Annotated in this window: 14 protein-coding genes and 8 pseudogenes; 16 read left to right on the top strand and 6 right to left on the bottom strand. The window is 36.7% G+C overall.

Annotation, left to right across the window (positions count from 1 at the left end):
* Both ASC84_RS20305 and ASC84_RS20300 read left to right on the top strand, forming a co-directional pair.
* Window positions 1–916, top strand: a 916-nt coding sequence (locus tag ASC84_RS20305) for a YqaJ viral recombinase family protein (protein ID WP_056517987.1), incomplete at its 5' end; no start/stop codon positions are given.
* A 136-nt stretch (window positions 917–1,052) separates the two neighbouring features.
* The gene (locus tag ASC84_RS20300) at window positions 1,053–1,982 is read left to right on the top strand and encodes a hypothetical protein (protein ID WP_056517985.1); all 930 of its coding nucleotides are present in this window, start codon (window positions 1,053–1,055) and stop codon (window positions 1,980–1,982) included.
* Between the two features lie 636 nt (window positions 1,983–2,618).
* Here the strand turns inward: ASC84_RS20300 and ASC84_RS20295 are convergent.
* Window positions 2,619–3,446: an OmpW family protein gene (locus tag ASC84_RS20295; protein WP_056517983.1), complete on the bottom strand. Its 828-nt coding sequence runs from the start codon at window positions 3,444–3,446 to the stop codon at window positions 2,619–2,621.
* A 308-nt stretch (window positions 3,447–3,754) separates the two neighbouring features.
* On the opposite strand from ASC84_RS20295, the gene ASC84_RS23590 reads away from it, so the two are divergent.
* Window positions 3,755–4,216 carry a M43 family zinc metalloprotease gene (locus tag ASC84_RS23590; RefSeq protein WP_319822762.1) on the top strand — a complete coding sequence of 154 codons (462 nt, stop codon included), beginning with the start codon at window positions 3,755–3,757 and terminating at the stop codon, window positions 4,214–4,216.
* A 163-nt stretch (window positions 4,217–4,379) separates the two neighbouring features.
* Here ASC84_RS23590 and gorA read toward each other — a convergent pair whose 3' ends face one another.
* A complete protein-coding gene (gene gorA / locus ASC84_RS20290) occupies window positions 4,380–5,732 on the bottom strand; it encodes a glutathione-disulfide reductase (protein ID WP_056517982.1) in 1,353 nt (450 codons plus the stop codon).
* A gap of 133 nt (window positions 5,733–5,865) precedes the next feature.
* Here gorA and ASC84_RS23430 point away from each other — a divergent pair.
* A pseudogene (locus ASC84_RS23430) lies at window positions 5,866–6,143 on the top strand (RHS repeat-associated core domain-containing protein); the annotation flags it as partial.
* Between the two features lie 435 nt (window positions 6,144–6,578).
* Here ASC84_RS23430 and ASC84_RS22550 read toward each other — a convergent pair.
* The 4 genes and pseudogenes from ASC84_RS22550 to ASC84_RS20270 all read right to left on the bottom strand — a co-directional run.
* Window positions 6,579–6,781 (bottom strand): annotated as a pseudogene (locus ASC84_RS22550) (IS3 family transposase); the annotation flags it as partial.
* Between the two features lies 1 nt (window position 6,782).
* A pseudogene (locus tag ASC84_RS20285) lies at window positions 6,783–7,892 on the bottom strand (IS3 family transposase); the annotation flags it as partial.
* Window positions 7,893–8,091: 199 nt separating this feature from the next.
* Window positions 8,092–8,706, bottom strand: coding sequence for a cytochrome b (locus tag ASC84_RS20275; protein WP_056517980.1), 615 nt, complete (start codon window positions 8,704–8,706; stop codon window positions 8,092–8,094).
* A 12-nt stretch (window positions 8,707–8,718) separates the two neighbouring features.
* A complete protein-coding gene (locus ASC84_RS20270) occupies window positions 8,719–9,783 on the bottom strand; it encodes a catalase family peroxidase (protein ID WP_056517979.1) in 1,065 nt (354 codons plus the stop codon).
* A 249-nt stretch (window positions 9,784–10,032) separates the two neighbouring features.
* Here ASC84_RS20270 and ASC84_RS20265 point away from each other — a divergent pair, with 249 nt between their 5' ends.
* The 12 genes and pseudogenes from ASC84_RS20265 (at window position 10,033) to ASC84_RS20225 (ending at window position 19,931) form a co-directional block, all read left to right on the top strand.
* Window positions 10,033–10,431, top strand: coding sequence for a helix-turn-helix domain-containing protein (locus ASC84_RS20265; RefSeq protein WP_056517977.1), 399 nt, complete (start codon window positions 10,033–10,035; stop codon window positions 10,429–10,431).
* A 1,513-nt stretch (window positions 10,432–11,944) separates the two neighbouring features.
* Window positions 11,945–12,568 (top strand): spore coat U domain-containing protein, encoded by a 624-nt coding sequence (locus tag ASC84_RS20260; protein ID WP_264753259.1) that lies wholly within the window; start codon window positions 11,945–11,947, stop codon window positions 12,566–12,568.
* 235 nt (window positions 12,569–12,803) lie between these two features.
* Complete coding sequence (locus ASC84_RS20255; RefSeq protein ID WP_227515184.1) at window positions 12,804–13,283, top strand: spore coat protein U domain-containing protein; 480 nt, start codon at window positions 12,804–12,806, stop codon at window positions 13,281–13,283.
* A gap of 294 nt (window positions 13,284–13,577) precedes the next feature.
* Window positions 13,578–14,006, top strand: coding sequence for a spore coat U domain-containing protein (locus ASC84_RS20250; protein WP_227515183.1), 429 nt, complete (start codon window positions 13,578–13,580; stop codon window positions 14,004–14,006).
* A gap of 19 nt (window positions 14,007–14,025) precedes the next feature.
* Window positions 14,026–14,244: pseudogene (locus ASC84_RS22790) on the top strand (molecular chaperone); the annotation flags it as partial.
* 1 nt (window position 14,245) lies between these two features.
* Window positions 14,246–14,775, top strand: a pseudogene (locus tag ASC84_RS20245) (molecular chaperone); the annotation flags it as partial.
* A 1-nt stretch (window position 14,776) separates the two neighbouring features.
* Window positions 14,777–15,087: pseudogene (locus tag ASC84_RS23585) on the top strand (molecular chaperone); the annotation flags it as partial.
* Window positions 15,088–15,620, top strand: a pseudogene (locus ASC84_RS23425) (fimbrial biogenesis outer membrane usher protein); the annotation flags it as partial.
* Window position 15,621: 1 nt separating this feature from the next.
* Window positions 15,622–17,620 (top strand): annotated as a pseudogene (locus tag ASC84_RS20235) (fimbria/pilus outer membrane usher protein); the annotation flags it as partial.
* A 1-nt stretch (window position 17,621) separates the two neighbouring features.
* Window positions 17,622–17,918, top strand: a 297-nt coding sequence (locus ASC84_RS23420; protein WP_319822761.1) for a FimD/PapC C-terminal domain-containing protein, incomplete at its 5' end; no start/stop codon positions are given.
* Window positions 17,915–18,934, top strand: coding sequence for a spore coat U domain-containing protein (locus ASC84_RS20230; protein WP_056517971.1), 1,020 nt, complete (start codon window positions 17,915–17,917; stop codon window positions 18,932–18,934). The genes ASC84_RS23420 and ASC84_RS20230, both read left to right, overlap by 4 nt.
* Window positions 18,935–19,340: 406 nt before the next feature.
* Window positions 19,341–19,931 carry a recombinase family protein gene (locus ASC84_RS20225; protein WP_056517969.1) on the top strand — a complete coding sequence of 197 codons (591 nt, stop codon included), beginning with the start codon at window positions 19,341–19,343 and terminating at the stop codon, window positions 19,929–19,931.
* The last annotated feature ends 75 nt before the right edge of the window (window positions 19,932–20,006 follow it).

The raw sequence follows: 20,006 nt of genomic DNA, 5'->3' as shown, positions 1-20,006 counted from the left end.
TGTGCGTAAACAAGGCATTGGCAGTAGTGATTGTGCCGCAGCCTGTGGACTGAATCCCTATATGTCAATGCTTGAACTGTGGATGATTAAAACAGGACGAATTCAACAAAATATTGAGGATGAAAGTGAAGGGCATGCACCGCTCTATTGGGGCAAACGCCTAGAGCCTTTGGTGGCTGAATACTACAGTATGCATACCAATTATAAAGTACGCCGAGTCAATGCCGTATTACAACACCCTGAACCCGATAAGTACTTTATGTTGGCAAACTTGGACTACTCGGTGGTGGGGGATGCCGATGTACAAATTTTAGAATGTAAAACCGCTGGGGAACACGGTGCCAAGCTTTGGCATGATGGCGTACCACTATATGTACTTTGCCAAGTACAACATCAATTGGCGGTCACTGGCAAGAAAGCAGCACACATCTGTGTGTTGATCTGTGGACATGAAACCCGAATCTTTAAAGTCACCCGTTCAGAATCAGTGATCCAACACATCATCCATGCGGAACGCTACTTCTGGGAATGTGTGGAAAAAGATACCCCACCTGATGCAGATGCATCCGAATCAGCCGCGAAAGCTTTACAACTACTTTATCCTGAACATATCCCACTGACGACCACAGATTTAACCCAAGATGATCAGGCCAATCAACAATTTGAACAATTGATTCAAGCACGCCATCAAATCGAAAAACATCAAGAGCAATTTGACCTACTTAAACATCAACTGCAAGCCAAGATGCAACAGGTTGAACGAGCAACATTCAGCAATGGTTCAGTGACATGGAAAAAGTCTAAAAACTCAATCAGCTTAGACAGTAAGGCATTACTGAAACAACACCCAGAGTATCTCAATCAATTCCCACAAACTAAACAAGGTTCACGGCGTTTCAATATTTATACCGATTAGCCTAAGCAAAATATCCAACCACTTAACATTAAAACAGACCTACTAAAAATCCCATGCTTTAGCGCATGGGATTTTTTTAAGCAAATTTCATTTTAACCAAATACAGAAACTCATTTAAACAGAAGAGGAAACTACCATGATTAAAGGTCTAGCAATTACACCACCCATACTCGGTAGAATCAGTATTGGTAAAGTCGTTGAAAAGAATGGAAAGAGACTGCCTGAACGGGATGATCAATTTACCATTACCAGCCAAATTCAAGGTAAGGATGGCTGGATCAATCATCCGCTTGATGAGCAACTGCGAGCCAAAGCACCCAATCAAAAACTTCGAACCATTCCAGTACGGATGATTTTTAATGATCCCGAACTTAACCTTAGAGCTGAATATACTTTATTTGATCGGCAAACAGGACGACCTGTTTGTGTTGGAAATGGTGAATTCTGTCAAAGACAAACCAACCAAGGCATTGAACAACATCCATGCCCATCACCTGACTTATGTCCGTTGGCACAAGGAGGCAACTGTAAACCCTTTGGCAGATTACATGTGAATTTAGATGAATCGGATGAACTGGGTACATTCATTTTTAGAACAACAGGCTTTAATAGCATTAGGACTTTGGCAGCGAGACTCAGTTACTACCATGCAGCATCGAATGGTTTACTGTCATGTCTACCACTACAACTGGCACTTCGAGGAAAATCCACCACACAAAGTTATCGTACACCTGTGTACTACGTGGATTTAACGTTGCGTGATGGCGTCAATTTACAACTAGCCATTCAAATGGCTAAAGAAATTGATCAGCAAAGTAAAGCAACTGGGTTTAATCAAAGTGCTTTAGATCAAACGGCACTGCAAGGTTTTAGCAATGCAAGGTTTGAGGTGAATTCTGATGAGGGATTGGATTTAGTCGAAGAGTTTTATACGGATGAGGAATCCGAAACTATGTCAGGACAGCTTGATTTGAAAACCAAGGTTCGCCCTAAATCCAATCAGGTGGATGGATTTGCGCAGGATATTCAGCAAGGATTACAAGGAAGTGTGGGGGCGGTTAATTAGACTGTTTAAAAATTTAAGTTGTAAAAAAATCATTTTGGTTGATTAAAATATCTAATTTTTATGATGAGATGGTTTGATTTTTATATCAGTTTTTAATTGTTTAACCATATTGGAATTAATTAAAATATCAGCCAGATAAAATATCTGGCTGATATTTTACTAAATGATTTTTAATGTTTTCTCTGGATACGAGTTTGTTAAGGTAGCCAATAGCAATTACAAGGTTAAGCGTATCTTATGCATAGTTCTGTTCGGGTGCATTATATTGGAGACTATAAAAACTTATATTTTGCTTCTCAATCAATTATTCTGTGACAGAAGATACCGCAACTTTTAAAAAATCTATTTTTATATGTCAGGAATTATCATTAGGGGTTAAAGTTACATAAATGAATGAATTTATGTCAAAATTTTGCTAATAATCTGAATTTACTTAAAATAATTAATTATTCTAAAATTAATATATACACGTTATACGAATTGAAAAATTGGAGTCTTAAACTCACATTTTACTATTTTTTTTGATAATTTCGGATAATCGCCATTACATTAAATAATAGCTGGCTTAAATTTTAATAGTGCCATTTTTATAGAAAAATGGCACTATTAATAAATGAAAATAATGGAATTTCAATTTTAGAAACGGTAACCAATACCCAAATAAGTCACAACTGGATTGATTTCAATTTTACTTTTTCCTTTAAGAATAGTATCACGGGGAATATTAGCGCCAAAAAGCTCAGTATTACCAATAACATTCAATTCAGCGTTAGTTGAAAGATGCGCATAGCTAACAGAAGCCGTCGCAAACCAGCTTTTATTGATATTGTAATCTAAGCCAGCAATTACTACAGGAGCAAAAGCATCATCAACTTTAATTTTTCCTAATTCAGGTTTAAGTAATGCCAATATAGCATTACTATTCAATTCAGCATTAATATTTGGATCTGCTTGTACATCACTAAAGTGTGCGTACATAACACCAGCTCCTAGATAAGGGCGCAGTTTATTATTGACAGAGCCAAAATGATATTTTGCTAAAAATGTAGGAGTATAAGCATCTGTTGTTGCGACTTTATCAAATTTATCAAGATTAGCCGCAGTGATTTCTATTCCACCAAATGGAATATTAATTTGTCCTTTACCTGATAGTTCCATTTCAGGAGGAGCACCAAGCACTAGCTCAAGAGAAACATTATCGTTAATAAAATAGTCCAGTATTAAGCCTGCAGTGTCATCATCTTGGACTTCAAAACCTGCTCCTGGAGATGAAGCTGGAGTATTTTTTAAAATAGGAGCCTTATCAGTAATCTGTCCAAATACCCCTTGTTTTTTACCTTGTGGCATAACATGAAGCCAACCAGCTGAAACTGCCCATGTTTTTCCTTCAGAAGTGGCAGCGTGCGTAAGGGGCATTACGCAAACAAGAGTGATAGGTAAAAGTGTTTTAATGATTTTTTTCATAGCATATTCCTTGGATTATTTTTCTGAGGCTTCCTAAAGTCCTTTGGTAGCCAACGTGTTAACTTTAACACTATTTTATAAAAAAAAATATCACTTGTTAAGTAATTATAAATTATTGATTTTTAATAAATCTTTGTTGTTTTGTTAATAGTTATAAATATTGATATGCCATATTTCTACTATGGATTGGCTTTGTGCACCAACCAATCCATAAGGTCTGATTCAGCAATATAATCCTCAGAGGAAAAACCCTGTACCTAAAATGAGAGTTAAAAGAGCTTTATTGGCGTAAAAAGTGGGTCGGTTTACTGTCACCATATAGTGATTCAGAAAGAAATACGTATATTTTTTTCGCACCTATCTATGTTAGACATCCACCTAAAAGCAAACATGAGTGGAATTTCATTTTAGGTAGTGCGAGCTTTAAAGCTCATTCAAATATACTATACTCAAAAGGTAAATATTCCAATAATCAAGAGTTTAGTAATGCCGTTGTTATTTTCAAGGATGGTATAAGTTATGGTTTTCTTGAAACTTATGCTCATGAACTAGGTCATGCATTAGGATTAACTCACACTTTTGAATCGAATGGGATGTTTAAGTTTCATCAAGGTTATACAGATAATCTAATGGATTATGCGCAGAGTGAAAATAATATTATTTCTAAATATAATGGTAAACTAAATATTTTATCGAAATATCAAATTGATATGATACGACATAATAGTCGAATAGGTGGTGTATTGTGGCCATGGAAATGGACATATTGAGCATGTTTGATGTGAGTGTTGAAAAATCTAGAACAGTGCATCGGCGATATCCAATTAAGATATATTTATGAGTTCTAAACTTCTCAATAGAGAACTCTAGTAGCTGTTTGCACTGAAAAGCCACCGATTTTGTAGACAGTTTTTAGTGAAATAAAATGGCTAATTATCGCATGGTGACAAATTCTTCAGATGAGGTGGGGTGAATAGCAATAGTATTATCAAAATCTTGCTTTGTTGCTCCCATTTTTAAAGCAACCGTAAAACCTTGAAGAATTTCATCCATTCCATATCCAATTCCATGAATTCCTATAATTTTTTCTTCAGAACCTACACAGATTAGTTTCATTTTGGTCAGCTGTTGATGTTCTGTTACAGCTGTATAAATACTAGTATAAGACGAGCTATATACTTTGATGTTTTCTTTACCAAATTGTTCAATGGCTTTTTCTTCGGTAAGACCGACTGTACCAATAGGTGGGTGACTAAATACCACTGTTGGGATATTGTTATAGTCTAAATGTTCATGTGGTTTATTGTTGAAAAGTCTTTCTGATAGTCTACGACCTGCGGCAACTGCGACTGGGGTTAACTCCACTTTACCAGTAATATCGCCAATCGCATATACACCAGTTTCTGTTGTGTTTTGGAATGAATCAACTTGAATAAATCCTTGATCAGTTAATTGAATATTTGTCAGATTTAGGCCAAGAGATTGTGTATTGGGTTTTCTACCAACTGCCCAAATGAGACAGTCAATAATATGTTTAGTTCCATCCTCTAAATATAAAACAATAGAGTTATCTTGAAGTTTGGAAACCTTTTTTATTTGAGTATGAGTATAAACTTGAATATTTTCATTTTGCATATGTTCTAGTAAGGTTTGACCTAGAAAACTGTCGAGTGTACGTAGAGGTTGATTCTTACGGATAAAAAGTTGTACATTCGATCCTAAAGAGTTAAGAACTCCTGCAAGTTCTACTGCTATATAGCCAGAACCGATAATCGCAGTGCGTTTAGGCAAATCTTGTAACTCAAAAAAACCGTTAGAGTCAATTCCAAATTCTACACCTTCAATATCAGGTAAACTTGCTTGTGTTCCAGTTGCAATTAGAATATGGTTAGCGGTAATTTTTTCACCATTGACTTCAATAGTTCCTTTATCAATGAATTTAGCAAGGCCATGAATTACATCAATATTATTTTTTCTCAGTACAGAATCATAAGAGGCACGAATTCTTTTAATATAATCCTGTCGATTATTAATGAGCTTTTTCCATTCGAAAGATTTTAATTCAGTATTGAATCCATAATCTGAACCATACTTGTTAATTGCATCGGCAATTTGAGCTGAATACCACATGACTTTTTTAGGAACGCAACCAACATTTACACAGGTTCCTCCTATGTTACCCATTTCAATCAGGGCACATTTTTTGCCATAAAGTGCAGCATGATTAACGGATGCAATACCTCCACTGCCACCGCCGATCGCTATATAATCATAATGTTTAGGCATTAAAAATTCCTTTAATATTAATCTTTAAAGATTGTCAGTAGATATAGTAATAAATTAAAACCATTAAATTAGGTTTTTGTTTACTCAGAAATATGATTTAGAGGACCTTAACAATACTTCCAATGATAGATGGATACAATATCAAGTTCAGAACTTTGATGGTTCAACTTAAAAAGTGATTAATGGACATGGCGTGGTCAGTTAGCCTTATAAAGATGCTCCTTTTGGTCAACAGCTACAACATAAGAAACCAAGCACTTTAAAGAATCCGAATGCTTTTGTTGGAGGGGTTAGAGATGCTGATGATTTGGTTTATTTAAAGTAACGTCACTATAATCCTGTGCTTGGAAGGTTCTGCCAACCTGATCTCCAATCACTTTCATTAGGGGTGGGCATGGTCAGACTAAACAATGTTTATTCATTGAGTAATTGGATTATACCTAGTTTTAATAAGACTTGAAATTATCAAATAATTAGTCTTTCGGAACTAAAACAAGGAATTATTAGGGACTGTTCTAAATTTTGTGTACGTTTTTTATAAATGTTCTGTTTACTATTAAATGAAAAGAATCTATCAAAGCTTCTGACTTAAGTGGCAGAAGCTTTGATTTTATGATACTTATCTTTTACAGATAAATGCAAAACACAGTCCAATTTCGTATTCAAAGTAATTTTTTTCTTGAAGAATATTGTATTTTATATTAAATGTCCAATACGTCATGTTCTTCTACATTTAGGCAAATGAATTGATTAAATGTTGCCTTTGAATTTTGTACATATTCATCAGCCATAGCATTCACGTGTAAAAAACTGGACTGCTCCCAGTATCCTAGACATGAGACAGCCTCATTTTGAAGCTGCCTCAAATGCTTCTGGGCTCATCCCATCAAGATGCGAATGACGTCTGATTCGATTGTAAAACATCTCGAGATAATCAAACACATCTGCACGGGCCATTTCTCGAGTTTTATAGATTCTCTTTTTAATTCTTTCCTTCTTCAAGCTGCTAAAAAAGGATTCAGCAACGGCATTGTCCCAGCAGTTTCCGCNCTCATCCCATCAAGATGCGAATGACGTCTGATTCGATTGTAAAACATCTCGATATAATCAAACACATCTGCACGGGCCATTTCTCGAGTTTTATAGATTCTCTTTTTAATTCTTTCCTTCTTCAAGCTGCTAAAAAAGGATTCAGCAACGGCATTGTCCCAGCAGTTTCCGCAACGACTCATACTTGGAACCAAATTATGCTTTTGATAGAATTTCTGCCAGTCTCCTTTGCTGTATTGTGAGCCTTGGTCTGAGTGTATGATTACAGGTACATTAGGCCTGCGTCGCCACACTGCCATGTGAAGTGCATCCAAAACGATAACCTTGGCTAGACTAGGTTTCATTGACCAACCGATCACTTTCCTTGAATATAAATCAAGAACCACAGCCAGATATAACCAGCCTTGCCATGTGCGAATGTAAGTTATATCAGTTACCCAAGAGGTATCAGGCGTGTTTACAACAAACTCTCGATTTAAGTGATTTGGTGGCACAATCTGAGGACTGCCACAGCCATAACTCTTATGCTTTTTATATCCTAGTACAGCGGCAATACTATTGTTCTTTATGATCTTCAGCACACGATTAGGTCCACAGCTTTCACCTAACTCTTTAAGATCCAGCGTGATGCGACGATAACCGTAGATACCATAACTACCATCATAAGAAGACCGTATCAGTTGTAATAACCGCTTATCTTCAATAGTCCTGCCTGATTCAGGTTCATGTAGCCAGGCGTGTAATAGCCAGCACGCGCAATCTTAAGAATCCGACACATCGTTTTAATCTTAAATTGATGGCTATATTCAAGGATAAACTGATACTTTACTCGGGCAGGCTTGCAAAGTACCTTGCGACCTTTTTTAAGATATCCCGCTCTTCTTCAGTTTGTTTAAGCTGACTTTTCAGGCGAAGAATCTCTTTCTTTGCTTCGAGTAGTTCATATTCATCTGAATTGTTGCGTAAGGGTTGTACTGCCTTTAGCCATTTATAAATGCTGTGCTCTGATACACCTAAAAGTTCTGCGACATCTGGGACAGAATATCCACGTTCGATAATCAATTTAACAGCTTCATCTTTAAATTCTGGAGTATATCTTTGTCCACTCATAAGCTTCTCTCCTATGCAAAAAGAATAGACTAAATTTGTCTAAGAGAGTGGTGGCAGTCCATTATCTAACTAAAAGGTGTCTACAAAATCGGTGGCTATTCATTATTTAAAATAATAGTGAGTAGTGTTGGGTATAATTTTACTTACTCACTATTTTTACACGGCAAATATAGGAACAGCCCAAGAGAACGTGGATTAATTAAGTTTTATTCTTTTCATTTTTTTCATTAGGTGAATGTAAGGTTGAGGGGCTGTTTAATTGCTTAATAGAACCTAAAGCCATACTGGAGAATACTCCATCACGGTAAACCCATGCATGTAATAGAGCTGCAGAAAGGTGCCCTAAGACAACAGCAAACAGTAGCCATGCTAAGCCTCCATGGGCTGCACGAAACCAAGCATAAAGTGTTGAGTCTATTGGAGCTATAGGAGGAAGATTCCAACCAGGCACTAATGTTATAGGCCAATTACCTGCTGATAATGTCGCCCAACCAAGCAGTGGTAAACTAAACATTAAGATGTAAAGTAGCCAATGTGAAGTATGGGCAAGAAACGCTTGCCAACGTGGTACAGTATCTGGCAAAGGTGGAATTCTATAAAATAGCCTATTTATTAATCTTAGGAAGACTAATAATAAAATTGCTATACCTAAGGGACGGTGAATATCAATTAACCAAGGACGCCAAGTCAATGAGGTTGTCATCCCCACTCCAATAAATAGCATTGCCAATATTGCAACTGCCATAAACCAATGTAGTATTCGAGAGACCAAATTAAAATGGCGCGGAGTATTATTGTTTGATATTTGTTTCATTAGAGAGTACTCCTATTTACCAACGGCATCTGTAGCTTTACCAAATCCGATTTCGCGTAACCGAGCATTGTAAGAATGTGAATAGATTCCAGCTCGCGCAGCTAACACAGGATCATCAGATAATTCAATTCCTGGAGGAACTAGAGTAGGGTCAAAGTTAACATCTCGGCAGGCACCATTTATCTGATCGGTAACATGTTTAACCTCCAATGTCCCAGCAATAATTTCTTTACGATCATTGGGCCAAGGTTGGGAGGGATCATTGACTGGATCTCCTGATTCAGCAAGTTGTAAAACTAAATCCCAGTACAGAGGTCCTACAGCCAAGCGATTTTTAATGTCTTCAAACAAAAAATCATGACCAGAACGAGCATGTTGTTCTTTGGTCATACTAATAAATTCTGAATGAGGACGCATAGACCAACGTACTGGCTGTTTTTGTCCATTGGCTGCTCTTAGAATAAAGGCGTTAACAACATAATATTCAGTGCCGCTGAAGCTACCAGTTAATGGCATTTTTGCTTTATCTTCAACTGATTTACGTGCTTCAGGATATTCTTTAAAAAATGCAGCTACAAGTTCTGGGTCTGGTTGACCAGTAACTGGATCTGGTTTAAAAGCGCTCATCTGTGCTAGAAAGCCTTCAGGATTTCTAGTAGAGAAATAAGGAAAATTGTTTAGTTTCATCCTCCATTGTGATTGATCATTTGGAGTAAGTAATAAAGCCATACTAACTGTTGATGTGGAGTTATCTGATGCGTGCGGATTGCTGTTTCCAATAGAAAATCGACCAATAGCAGGTACATCAGACTTGGAAAAAACATCAGCTTTAGAGACTATTGCTGCTCTACCATTACTGTAGTAAGTACCTTCAAAACAAATACCTTTTCCATGTGCTCGTCGATATCCAGGTTCAAAGTTTTCTAATGAATTACCAAGGAAAGTTTTTGTCGTTATGCGATTACCAACTAAACCTGCACTCCATGCAAAAGCCAAACTTAATATGCTAGCAATTACCGTAATACCAACTAATGAAATCCAATTTTTTTTTAGATTTTTGAAGTTTAATTTATTCATCCTAACTCTCATTTACACTGCTTAGTAAGTTTCTATCAAGGATAATTTGACGATTTAGGTAGAGAACTACTAAATTAATGAGTCAAATCAAGGCTAACTTTTTATATTTAAAGAGTTAGTTTTGTGGCATTTAGTCATGATAGGTTTAGATCAACAAAATAAACTATAATATATATTCCTATCCAACTGGAAGTACGCACCTAGAGGTTCGGATTGAACATACACTTACATTTATAAGGAGATTAGCGTATGGAAAAGCAAAGAGTTGAAAAAAATACATTGACAGAAAGAGTTAGAAGAGGTGATCTTTTTACTGGAGAAAATAATTGCCAATCCCGAGAAGTTTTCGCACATGTAACTAGCCTGTGGGGGGTTTTATGCCTTATTGCTTTACGTGATGGAACGCACCGATATAGCGAATTACGTCGAAAAGCGAATGGAGTAAGTGAAAAAATGTTGACACAAACTCTTCAACGTTTAGAAAGTGATGGTTTTGTACGCAGAACCTCTTATAAAGTTATGCCGCCTCATGTTGAGTATGACTTAACTCCATTAGGCGAAGAAGTTGCGGTACATGTCGCAAATCTTGCTGATTGGATGGAAATTAATCAGGCACGTATTAAGGCTGCTTCACATATTTATGAATAAAATATCGATTATTTAGATATGATAGATTTAAACATTGTTCTGTAATTATGTATAATAACCCCCCTTTCTATTCTGTAATGAATAAACCTACATATATAATTTTGTATTCTAATATTTTTTCTTTTAATAATAAATATTAGCTTGGATTTTATTTATTAATTATCTCTTAAGTGTTTTTAAATTGGTTCACTTTTTTATTGAAAAACAATATATGGATTGGTGGTTTTTTCATATTTTTTTACAGTGTTTGAATTCCAATGATATAAATGACTTTTAATTGTTTTTAATAAGTTAATATCTTTTTTAAAGCATTAAAATTAAAGAAGTAAAATTTAGGGATCTTAGTGTGTAGTGAAAATGATGTATCTGTTTGAAAATTAAATTTAATCATTCCAGTTGTTGAGAAAAAATCATTGGTTTTTATTTAATAGTGAAATTATTATAATTATAATAAGTGTTTTTTTTGGGTGAAGTATGAGTTTTTATTATTCCGTTATTTTTTGCTTATTGCTACTGATATGCTTAATGTTAATATATATTAAATTATTTGTTTATTGAATTTATCTTGTGTTTAGGTGTGGTATTGTATAAAAAATATGGAGATTTTTATTCTTTTAAATGCTCGTATGAAATATTTAACTCATAAAAAAGCCAGTTTTTTTAAGATAATTTCTTTTTGATCTTACTCTATATTTTTCTGAGATATTAAATAGAATGAAGAATCATTTTAAAATGGAGGGTGGTGAGTGTTAAATATTTGTTTTTTATTTAATTGTCTATCTTGAATCCAAATGTTATTGTTATAAAATTTCCTGATAATGCAGCTTAAATACATAAATAGAAGTGTTTAAATTTATTTTTTATAATCAATAAATAATTATTTTCCCTTTTTTAACAACAAGTTGGTTTCTATTTTGGTTCTATTAATTGAAATATAGATATTATTTTTGTTGTAAAAAAAACAAATTTAATTGATTGAGTTGTAAGTGTGTAAGTTTTTAGGAATTAATGAGTCATTCAATTGTATAAATAAATCGATATTTTTATTTTTAAATTGGGGTTTTTGTTATGAATTATTATTTTTATTTTAAGGTCTAACCCTAAATTATAAAATTTATTCAATTTTTGCATTAGCTATTTTATACAGATAATTGGTTCACGGGAAATAACTAAGTGTGCTTTTTGTGGTGTGGTTTTACTTTTTAAATCTATTAGAAATAGATTAAATTTATGAAAATTTTCTTGGCAGAAATTAAGTAAATTTGTTTTTATTTTGTTAAAGAAAGACTTTTTATTTCCTATAAAAAGTTTAATTTTTAATGTGTTTTCCCAGTTTTTTATTTGCTTGCGATAGCTCCTTGAGGAGCTAAGTCAAATGAAATTTAGTAATGCTTTTGATTGAAATTAAATCAGCAAGTTTCAATTGAATATATACATACCTCATGTAATTATGTTAATTCTTTCACACTTCCAGTGTAAAAGTTAATAAATAATACAAATTATGGGAATTAATATGAATATTTTCACAAAACTAACACTAACTGCATTATTGAGCACAGCTTATATCGCGACTGCACAAGCAGCTGTTACTGGTCAAGTTGATGTCAAGCTGAATGTTTCGACGGGCTGTACTGTTGAAGGTTCTACTGTTACTGGAAATATGAACCAATTTGGTACATTAGATTTCGGTAAAACTTCTGGTCAGTGGTCAAACGTTTTGACTGGACAAGTTGCTTCTTCAGCGACAGGTGGTCATCTCACTGTTGAATGTGACAGTACAACACCTGTTGACTTTACTGTTGCCATTGACGGTGGTCAACGCGCTGATCGCAGCCTTAAACATACAACTGCTGCCGACCTAGTAAACTATAACGTTTACCGTGATGCAGCACGTACCAACCCATATGTCATTAATACAGCTCAGACTTTCACGGCTGCGACAGGTGTAGCTCAAGAAGTTCCAATTTTTGGTGCAATTGCTGCGAACACTGGCACTGCAAAAGCACAGGGTGATTATACAGACACTTTATTGGTGACTGTAGAAGTTCCAATTTTTGGTGCAATTGCTGCGAACACTGGCACTGCAAAAGCACAGGGTGATTATACAGACACTTTATTGGTGACTGTTAATTTCTAATTGGTATACGTAACAGTAAACAGGTTTGTTGTTGGACAGGCCTGTTTTAGGGAGGAACGTATGCACCTGTTACTTAAACAATGCGTTGGATTGATACTTTGTAGCATTGTTTCATCGCTCACCAGTGCTGGGCAATTGGCCGCTAAGTTAAATGTTCAACTTGAATTAGAGCCATCCTGCAAGATCAACAATGNTACTTTGTAGCATTGTTTCATCGCTCACCAGTGCTGGGCAATTGGCCGCTAAGTTAAATGTTCAACTTGAATTAGAGCCATCCTGCAAGATCAACAATGAGACCGTGAATAACGGAACCAATGGCTTGAATTTTGGTCAGTTGGATTTTGGAGAAACCACAGCTGCATTTAATCAGGTGATAGAGACCAGTTTAAGTCAGGGTTCTACATCAGGTTTGACCATTCAATGTCCTGGCAATGCCCCAATAAAAGTTACCTTTGGTGCGGGGCAACATGACAGCAAGGTTCCAGCACCTTTTGGCGCAAATTATTTTCGTGCAATCAGTAATGGCACAGATTTCCTTGCCTACAACATCTTATATGGAACTGCTCGCGAAGCATTAAGGCCTAATCAATCAATTACCTTGACCAATAATGGTCAGCCGCAAACGCTTAATCTCATGGGTCAAACTGTTAATAATGGTCGGTCAGTCTCACTTGGACAATATACCGACACTATTCCAATTACCATTGAATTTTAAAGAACAAAATCATGAAAAAAATAGGTTTAAGTGTTCTGCTGATGGGTCAGTCTCACTTGGACAATATACCGACACTATTCCAATTACCATTGAATTTTAAAGAACAAAATCATGAAAAAAATAGGTTTAAGTGTTCTGCTGATGCTGGCTGTACATAGTGTATGTGCTGAAACAACAGCAAATTTTAAAGTGCAGGCGACCATTGAAAATGGGTGCAAACTCAGCAATGTCGAACAGTTACTTGATTTTGGTCGTCATCCTGTTGTGGCGCAGGGGCAGTTAAAAGNTTTTAAAGTGCAGGCGACCATTGAAAATGGGTGCAAACTCAGCAATGTCGAACAGTTACTTGATTTTGGTCGTCATCCTGTTGTGGCGCAGGGGCAGTTAAAAGCATCTGTGATTAATACTGCGCAAAGCTGGAATGTCCAATGTACTGCACGGCTACCGGTAAAGATTATGTTGAATGGTGGTGATCACTTTTCAAATAACTCTCGGCGGATGAAACATGCCCAGCAGAATGAATTTGTACCTTATCAGCTTTATCAGGACAGTAGTTTGCAAGGTGAATATGCCAGTGGGAGTAGTTACTCACTGACACCAACCACTACTTTGAACACCGTACTGGGTTTTGCAGTTTATGCTGTTGCAGACTTGAATAATAACAATCAACCACGATCAGCAGGCCTTTATAAAGATACGGTCGCAATTACGATTACATGGTGATTCTATGAGCTTAAATAAAATGAAAATATGGTCGGGCAGGACTTTCTCTRCGGCCGCGATATTGATGGTCACTTCACCGGTATTCGCACAGGCTACATTTTTAATCTGGCCAATTTATCCAAAAATTGAAGAAAACGAAAAAGCCACTGCGGTCTGGCTACAAAATACCGGTAACTCTGATGCCATGGTACAGATTCGGGTATTTAAATGGGATCAGAATCATCAGCAAGATGCTTATNAAAGCCACTGCGGTCTGGCTACAAAATACCGGTAACTCTGATGCCATGGTACAGATTCGGGTATTTAAATGGGATCAGAATCATCAGCAAGATGCTTATGCGGAACAAACCGAGGTTATTCCGAGTCCACCCGTAGCGAAGATCAAGGCGGGTGAAAAGCATATGTTGCGTTTGACTCGCTCRRCTGCTGTACCTGATGCAAAAGAACTGGCCTATCGAATTATTGTTGATGAACTGCCGATCAAGCTCAATCCAGAAGATGAAAAAGATGCRTCGACAGTCAGYTTTCAGATGCGTTATTCCATTCCCTTGTTTAGCTATGGCAAAGGACTTGGYAGTGGTTTAACTGAAGTTTCACAAAAAACCAATRCGAAAAACCCTTTGGCTAAACCGATATTAAGCTGGTGGGTCAAGAATAATGAACAGGGCAAACCTGAACTTTATATTAAAAATACTGGTTCAAAATTTTCACGACTTTCGGGAATTAAATTAACCCCGACTTCAGAGCAAATGGCTTTTAGATCGGAAGANCGAAAAACCCTTTGGCTAAACCGATATTAAGCTGGTGGGTCAAGAATAATGAACAGGGCAAACCTGAACTTTATATTAAAAATACTGGTTCAAAATTTTCACGGCTTTCAGGAATTAAATTAACCCCGACTTCAGAGCAAATGGCTTTTGGCAAAACTGCCTTTGGTTATGTGTTGGCAAACAGCACCATGAAGTTTGATCTGGACAACAAGCTACTCAACAGCCTGAGTGGTCAAAGCAGTTTGTATGGCGTTGACAGTTCAGGGGTGAAACAAGAATTGGTTGAGATTAAAAAAGAAGGAGGGGGATAAATGGGTTATTTATCAGGGTTACACACCCCTTCTTTTTTATGCAAAAGTCTGACATTGGTATTGGTTGCGAATATTCCATTGCTGAGTTGCAATGTCTATGCAAATGGTTTGCCCCCGCCACCACGAGATGTTTCAGAAGTGAATAGCTTATTTAAGCTTTATCTGGACTTGGTGATCAATCAATATTCGACGCGACAAGTGATACCGGTCATTGTCAAAGGGGATCATTACTTTATCCAGCAATCCAAACTGGATGAGTTACAGATTAAGCTGCCTGCGGATGCACTTCAGCAACAGTCAGAAAAAAACCTAACTGATCTGGATGTATTTACTTTAGGATTTTCGGGCAAGGCCTTGGATTGGGTCAGCCTCAATCAGATTCCTGAATTGAAGTATGAGTACAATTCAGCGCAACAGTATTTTAGTTTGGATCTACCTGCCAGCTGGATGCCGGTGCAGATACGCGGCTTGGATTCTTGGTATCAACCTGAAACAGCGCAGTCGGGTATTGGTTTATTAAATAACTATGACTTNTCCTGCCAGCTGGATGCCGGTGCAGATACGCGGCTTGGATTCTTGGTATCAACCTGAAACAGCGCAGTCGGGTATTGGTTTATTAAATAACTATGACTTTTATACCTACCGCCCAGAGAATGGTGGCTATAGCAGTACRCTSTTTACAGAACAACGSTTTTTCTCCCCTTATGGGGTACTGAGAAATTCAGGGGTTTATAGYAAAACTGATTTTAAATCTGATGGGATTGGAAACGACTCAAATCAAGATAATGATGGCTACCGCCGCTATGACACCACTTGGCAATATGATGACCCAGTCCGGGTAGTTTCATTTTTAGCSGGYGATGTAATTACGGGAAGTAAAAACGCTTGGGGAAGTTCAGTGCGTTTAGGTGGATTRCAGTTACAGCGTAATTTTGGTACGCGTCCAGATTTGATTACCTATCCTTTACCYCAGTTTAAAGGACAAGCGGCYTTACCGAGCACCGTGGACTTATTGATTAACGGACAGAAAGCCAATTCAACCGATGTACAATCTGGCCCTTTTATTCTAAATAATGTTCCATTTATTAATGGTAAAGGCGAGGCGGTGATTGTCACCACAGATAGTGTTGGCCGTCAGGTGGCAACCTCGGTGCCGTTTTATATTTCGAATACTTTGCTTAAACCRGGGTTATTGGATTATTCGGTGTCTATGGGACAAATCCGCGAAGATTATGGGATCAAGAACTTTGAATATGGCAAATTTGCCAGTTCAGCGGATGCGCGTTACGGGATTAACGACTGGCTCACGGCTGAAGGACGAGTTGAACTCTCCGATTCAATTCAGTTGGCTGGGCTAGGTTCAGTGCTTAAGTTGAATCGGTTTGGTGTTGTAAGTGGTTCGGCAACCCAAAGCTGGGCTGATGGAGAGCTTAATCAGTTTCAGTTGGCTGGGCTAGGTTCAGTGCTTAAGTTGAATCGGTTTGGTGTTGTAAGTGGTTCGGCAACCCAAAGCTGGGCTGATGGAGAGCTTAATCAGTTAAATAATAACTTGAACGGAAATAAAAACTTCAAGGGAAATCAATACACGCTCGGTTATAGCTATAACCAACAACGCTTTGGATTTAGTCTCAATCATACCCAGCGAGATCAGGATTATTATGATCTTTCACGCTTGCAATATACAGATTTGATTTCAGCCAACAGTCATAAAAGTTTGGTTGCCAATACTTATTTTGCGACAGAAAAGTCGGGTACTTTTGGGGTGGCATATATCCGAACCAAGAGCAGAGACATTGAAAATAAACTGATGAACCTGTCTTGGGCACCGGTATTACCGTCCTATCTGCGTGGAGCGACAGTGTCGTTAAGTGCCAATCGGGATTTTGTGGAAAAAGAGTGGAGTGCTGCATTTCAGCTGTCGGTTCCATTTTCCAAGAGCAGATCCACAGCCAATCTAGGCTATAGCCAACAATCAAGTGGTGATTATTCTTATATCAACTATAACCGTAGTGCACCGTTGGACGGTGGTGTTGGTGTTGATTTAACTCGACGTTTTAATGAAAACAGTGATGACTTTAATCAGGCACGTGTCAGCTACCGTAACCAATATTTTAATACCGATGTAGGCATGTCGGGTAGCAATGATTACAACTATTGGTTTGGACTGTCAGGTTCGGTGGTGTTGATGTCAGGCAATGTCTTTGCTGCCAATCGATTGGGTGAGTCGTTTGCTTTGATTGATACCAACAAAATTGCAGATGTTCCTGTGCATTATGAAAACAGCTTGGTGGGGCGGAGTAACGCCAAGGGCTATGTATTTGTACCGTCAGTGACGCCTTATTACGCGGCTAAATACAGTATTAACCCGATCGATTTACCCTCTAACTTTAATGCAACCCAAGTTGAAAATCGGATTGCGGCAAAACGAGGCTCAGGTGTTGTGATTGGCTTCCCAATCAAACAGTCTTATGCAGCCAATGTATCTTTAGTGCAAAGCAATGGGCAAGCGATTCCAGTGGGTGCGGTGGTACATNGGTGTTGTGATTGGCTTCCCAATCAAACAGTCTTATGCAGCCAATGTATCTTTAGTGCAAAGCAATGGGCAAGCGATTCCAGTGGGTGCGGTGGTACATCGTGCCGATCAAGAATCGAGTTATGTGGGGATGGACGGGATTGCTTATCTTGAAGATCTGGGTGCAGAGAATAGCATTCGAGTGCAACTGCCAGATCAAAGCGTATGTGAAGCAAACTTTTCGTTGGATTTAAAACAAGCGCAACAACAGATTGCAGTGATTAAGTCGGTTGTTTGTCGTGAGGTGGCTAAACCATGATTACTTTAAAAAAAATAATACCTACAGGTCTATTATTCTCTGGATTAATATTGATTGCTGCTCAAAGTCAGGCAGATTGTAACGTTAACTCAAGTGGCAATGTGTCCATTGGTAAGGTTCCTTCCATTACTCTGGCAGAAAATGGAGTTCAATCTTCGCAATTCAGTGCAGGTTTATCCTGTAGTGGATTTAGTTTGGCTGCTTTAAATACCACTTATCTGAAATATCGGGTCGATCAGATGCCAATAAACTATATCAATAGTGTCACTGGTGAACGCCTTACGGTGAATTATTTGGATACCAATAGTAATCCAATTAATGTGGGGCAAGAAAGAGATATGAGTAGCTTTACAATTATCAATTTCTTTACGGGGCCTAATGGTGCGTTACCATTTTATGCAAAGATTAATTCTGGACAAGCTGTATCGCCTGGGATTTACCGAGCTGAAACACCATTTAAAGTCAAATGGTATTATTCTGTGCCTGCAATTGCTGTAGCTGGAATAGGATTTTATTTTTCAAGCCCTGGTTTTAATCGTGGATTTTTGGGACTCGGGTTTGATTGGGGAAGTGGTAGTGATTCTTCTCTAAATTTAAGTATTGAAGTTTTACCAGACTGCCGTATTGCGACCAATGATGTGAATTTTGGAACAGCAGCCTTTGCAGATGCCTTTACACCAGTGAAAACCTCGATGGGAATACGCTGTTCAGTCAAGACACCTTATAAAGTGAGCCTGAATGATGGTCTTTATCCACAAAATGGCAATCAACGTGCAATGAAGTCAGAAACGGGGAATAACTATATGAGTTATGAAATTTATAAAAACTCAACTACGGAACGCTGGGGAAGAAATAACGAGCAGTGGTTGAGCGATGTTGCGACTACAAATCCTGGTATTTATGATGCGAAAACTCAGCAGGGTTATGCTTTCACAACAAAAATTCTGGATACAAATTCACTGAGTCTGCCTGCTGGTAAATATAGTGATACTGTAACTGTACAGGTCGAATTTTAAGAGATACTCACAATAACATCATGATTTTTTATCATGATGTTAATTATAAAAAAGAATACATATAATTAAATTATTAATTTACACTATTAAAAACACCTAAGCTATATTCTTTTATTTATTTAAGTGGTTTTTTATATTAAGCACCAGTGAAATAAATAATTATTTTTTGAAAAAAATTCTTACATCATATTATTTATTTTGTCGCTAATTTCTTGTATTTGTTTGTTAAATAATTTTTTCGTATTTCGTGTGTTTAAATTAATCCTGCTATTTTTTTATAATGATTCTGATTTTATGTTTTTAAATCATTAATAGTGTTTAAAACACCAATATAATTTTCAACAGATGTTTTTTTTATTAGTATAAGATTATAATAATTGTTTTAATTATAAGAGGGTTATTTGTTGTGCGAGTCTATGCATATTTTAGAGTTGATGATTTGTCTATAAAAGACAGTAATTATGTCTCCTATATTTCAAACGCTGGTTATGAAATACCAAATAAACGAGTGATCTTTGAAGAGGTGGAAGCAGGTATATCATTAAAATATAGAAATAAATTTATTAATTTAGTCAATTATGCGATGGAAAGCGGTGATTTATTGTTAATCAATGGAATTGATTCATTAGGTGGTAACTTTAATGAAGTATCTTCAAGTGTAAATTTGATTTTTAAAAAAAAAATTCGATTAATCTGTTTAGATTTTTCTAAAAATGAAATTGTGGGAGATCTTAAGAAATTATTTATGCATTTTTTAAAGTTATGTTCTGATTTTGAAGAGAAATCTAGTTTTTCTAAAAAGAGCATTATGAATAAAGCAAAAAAGCGTGTAGGTCGTCCCGAGATTTTAACTGATAAGCAAAAGAAAGAAGCCTTGGATAAGTTTAAAAAAGGCCATACTGTTTATTCAATTGCTAAGCATTACTCAGTTACTCGAACAGTCATCCAACGCTTAATTTTAAAATCTTCTGACGTCATTAATAGTGATGAAAAGTAAATGAGGAGTATAAAACTTCAAAAAAATCATATAAGTAGGTTTGCGATTGCGCAGAAAAGATCTGATTTTAACAAA

The sequence above is a fragment of the Acinetobacter sp. Root1280 genome (genome assembly GCF_001425285.1).
Lineage (GTDB): Bacteria > Pseudomonadota > Gammaproteobacteria > Pseudomonadales > Moraxellaceae > Acinetobacter > Acinetobacter guillouiae.
This window is presented reverse-complemented; position numbering and strand designations above follow the sequence as displayed.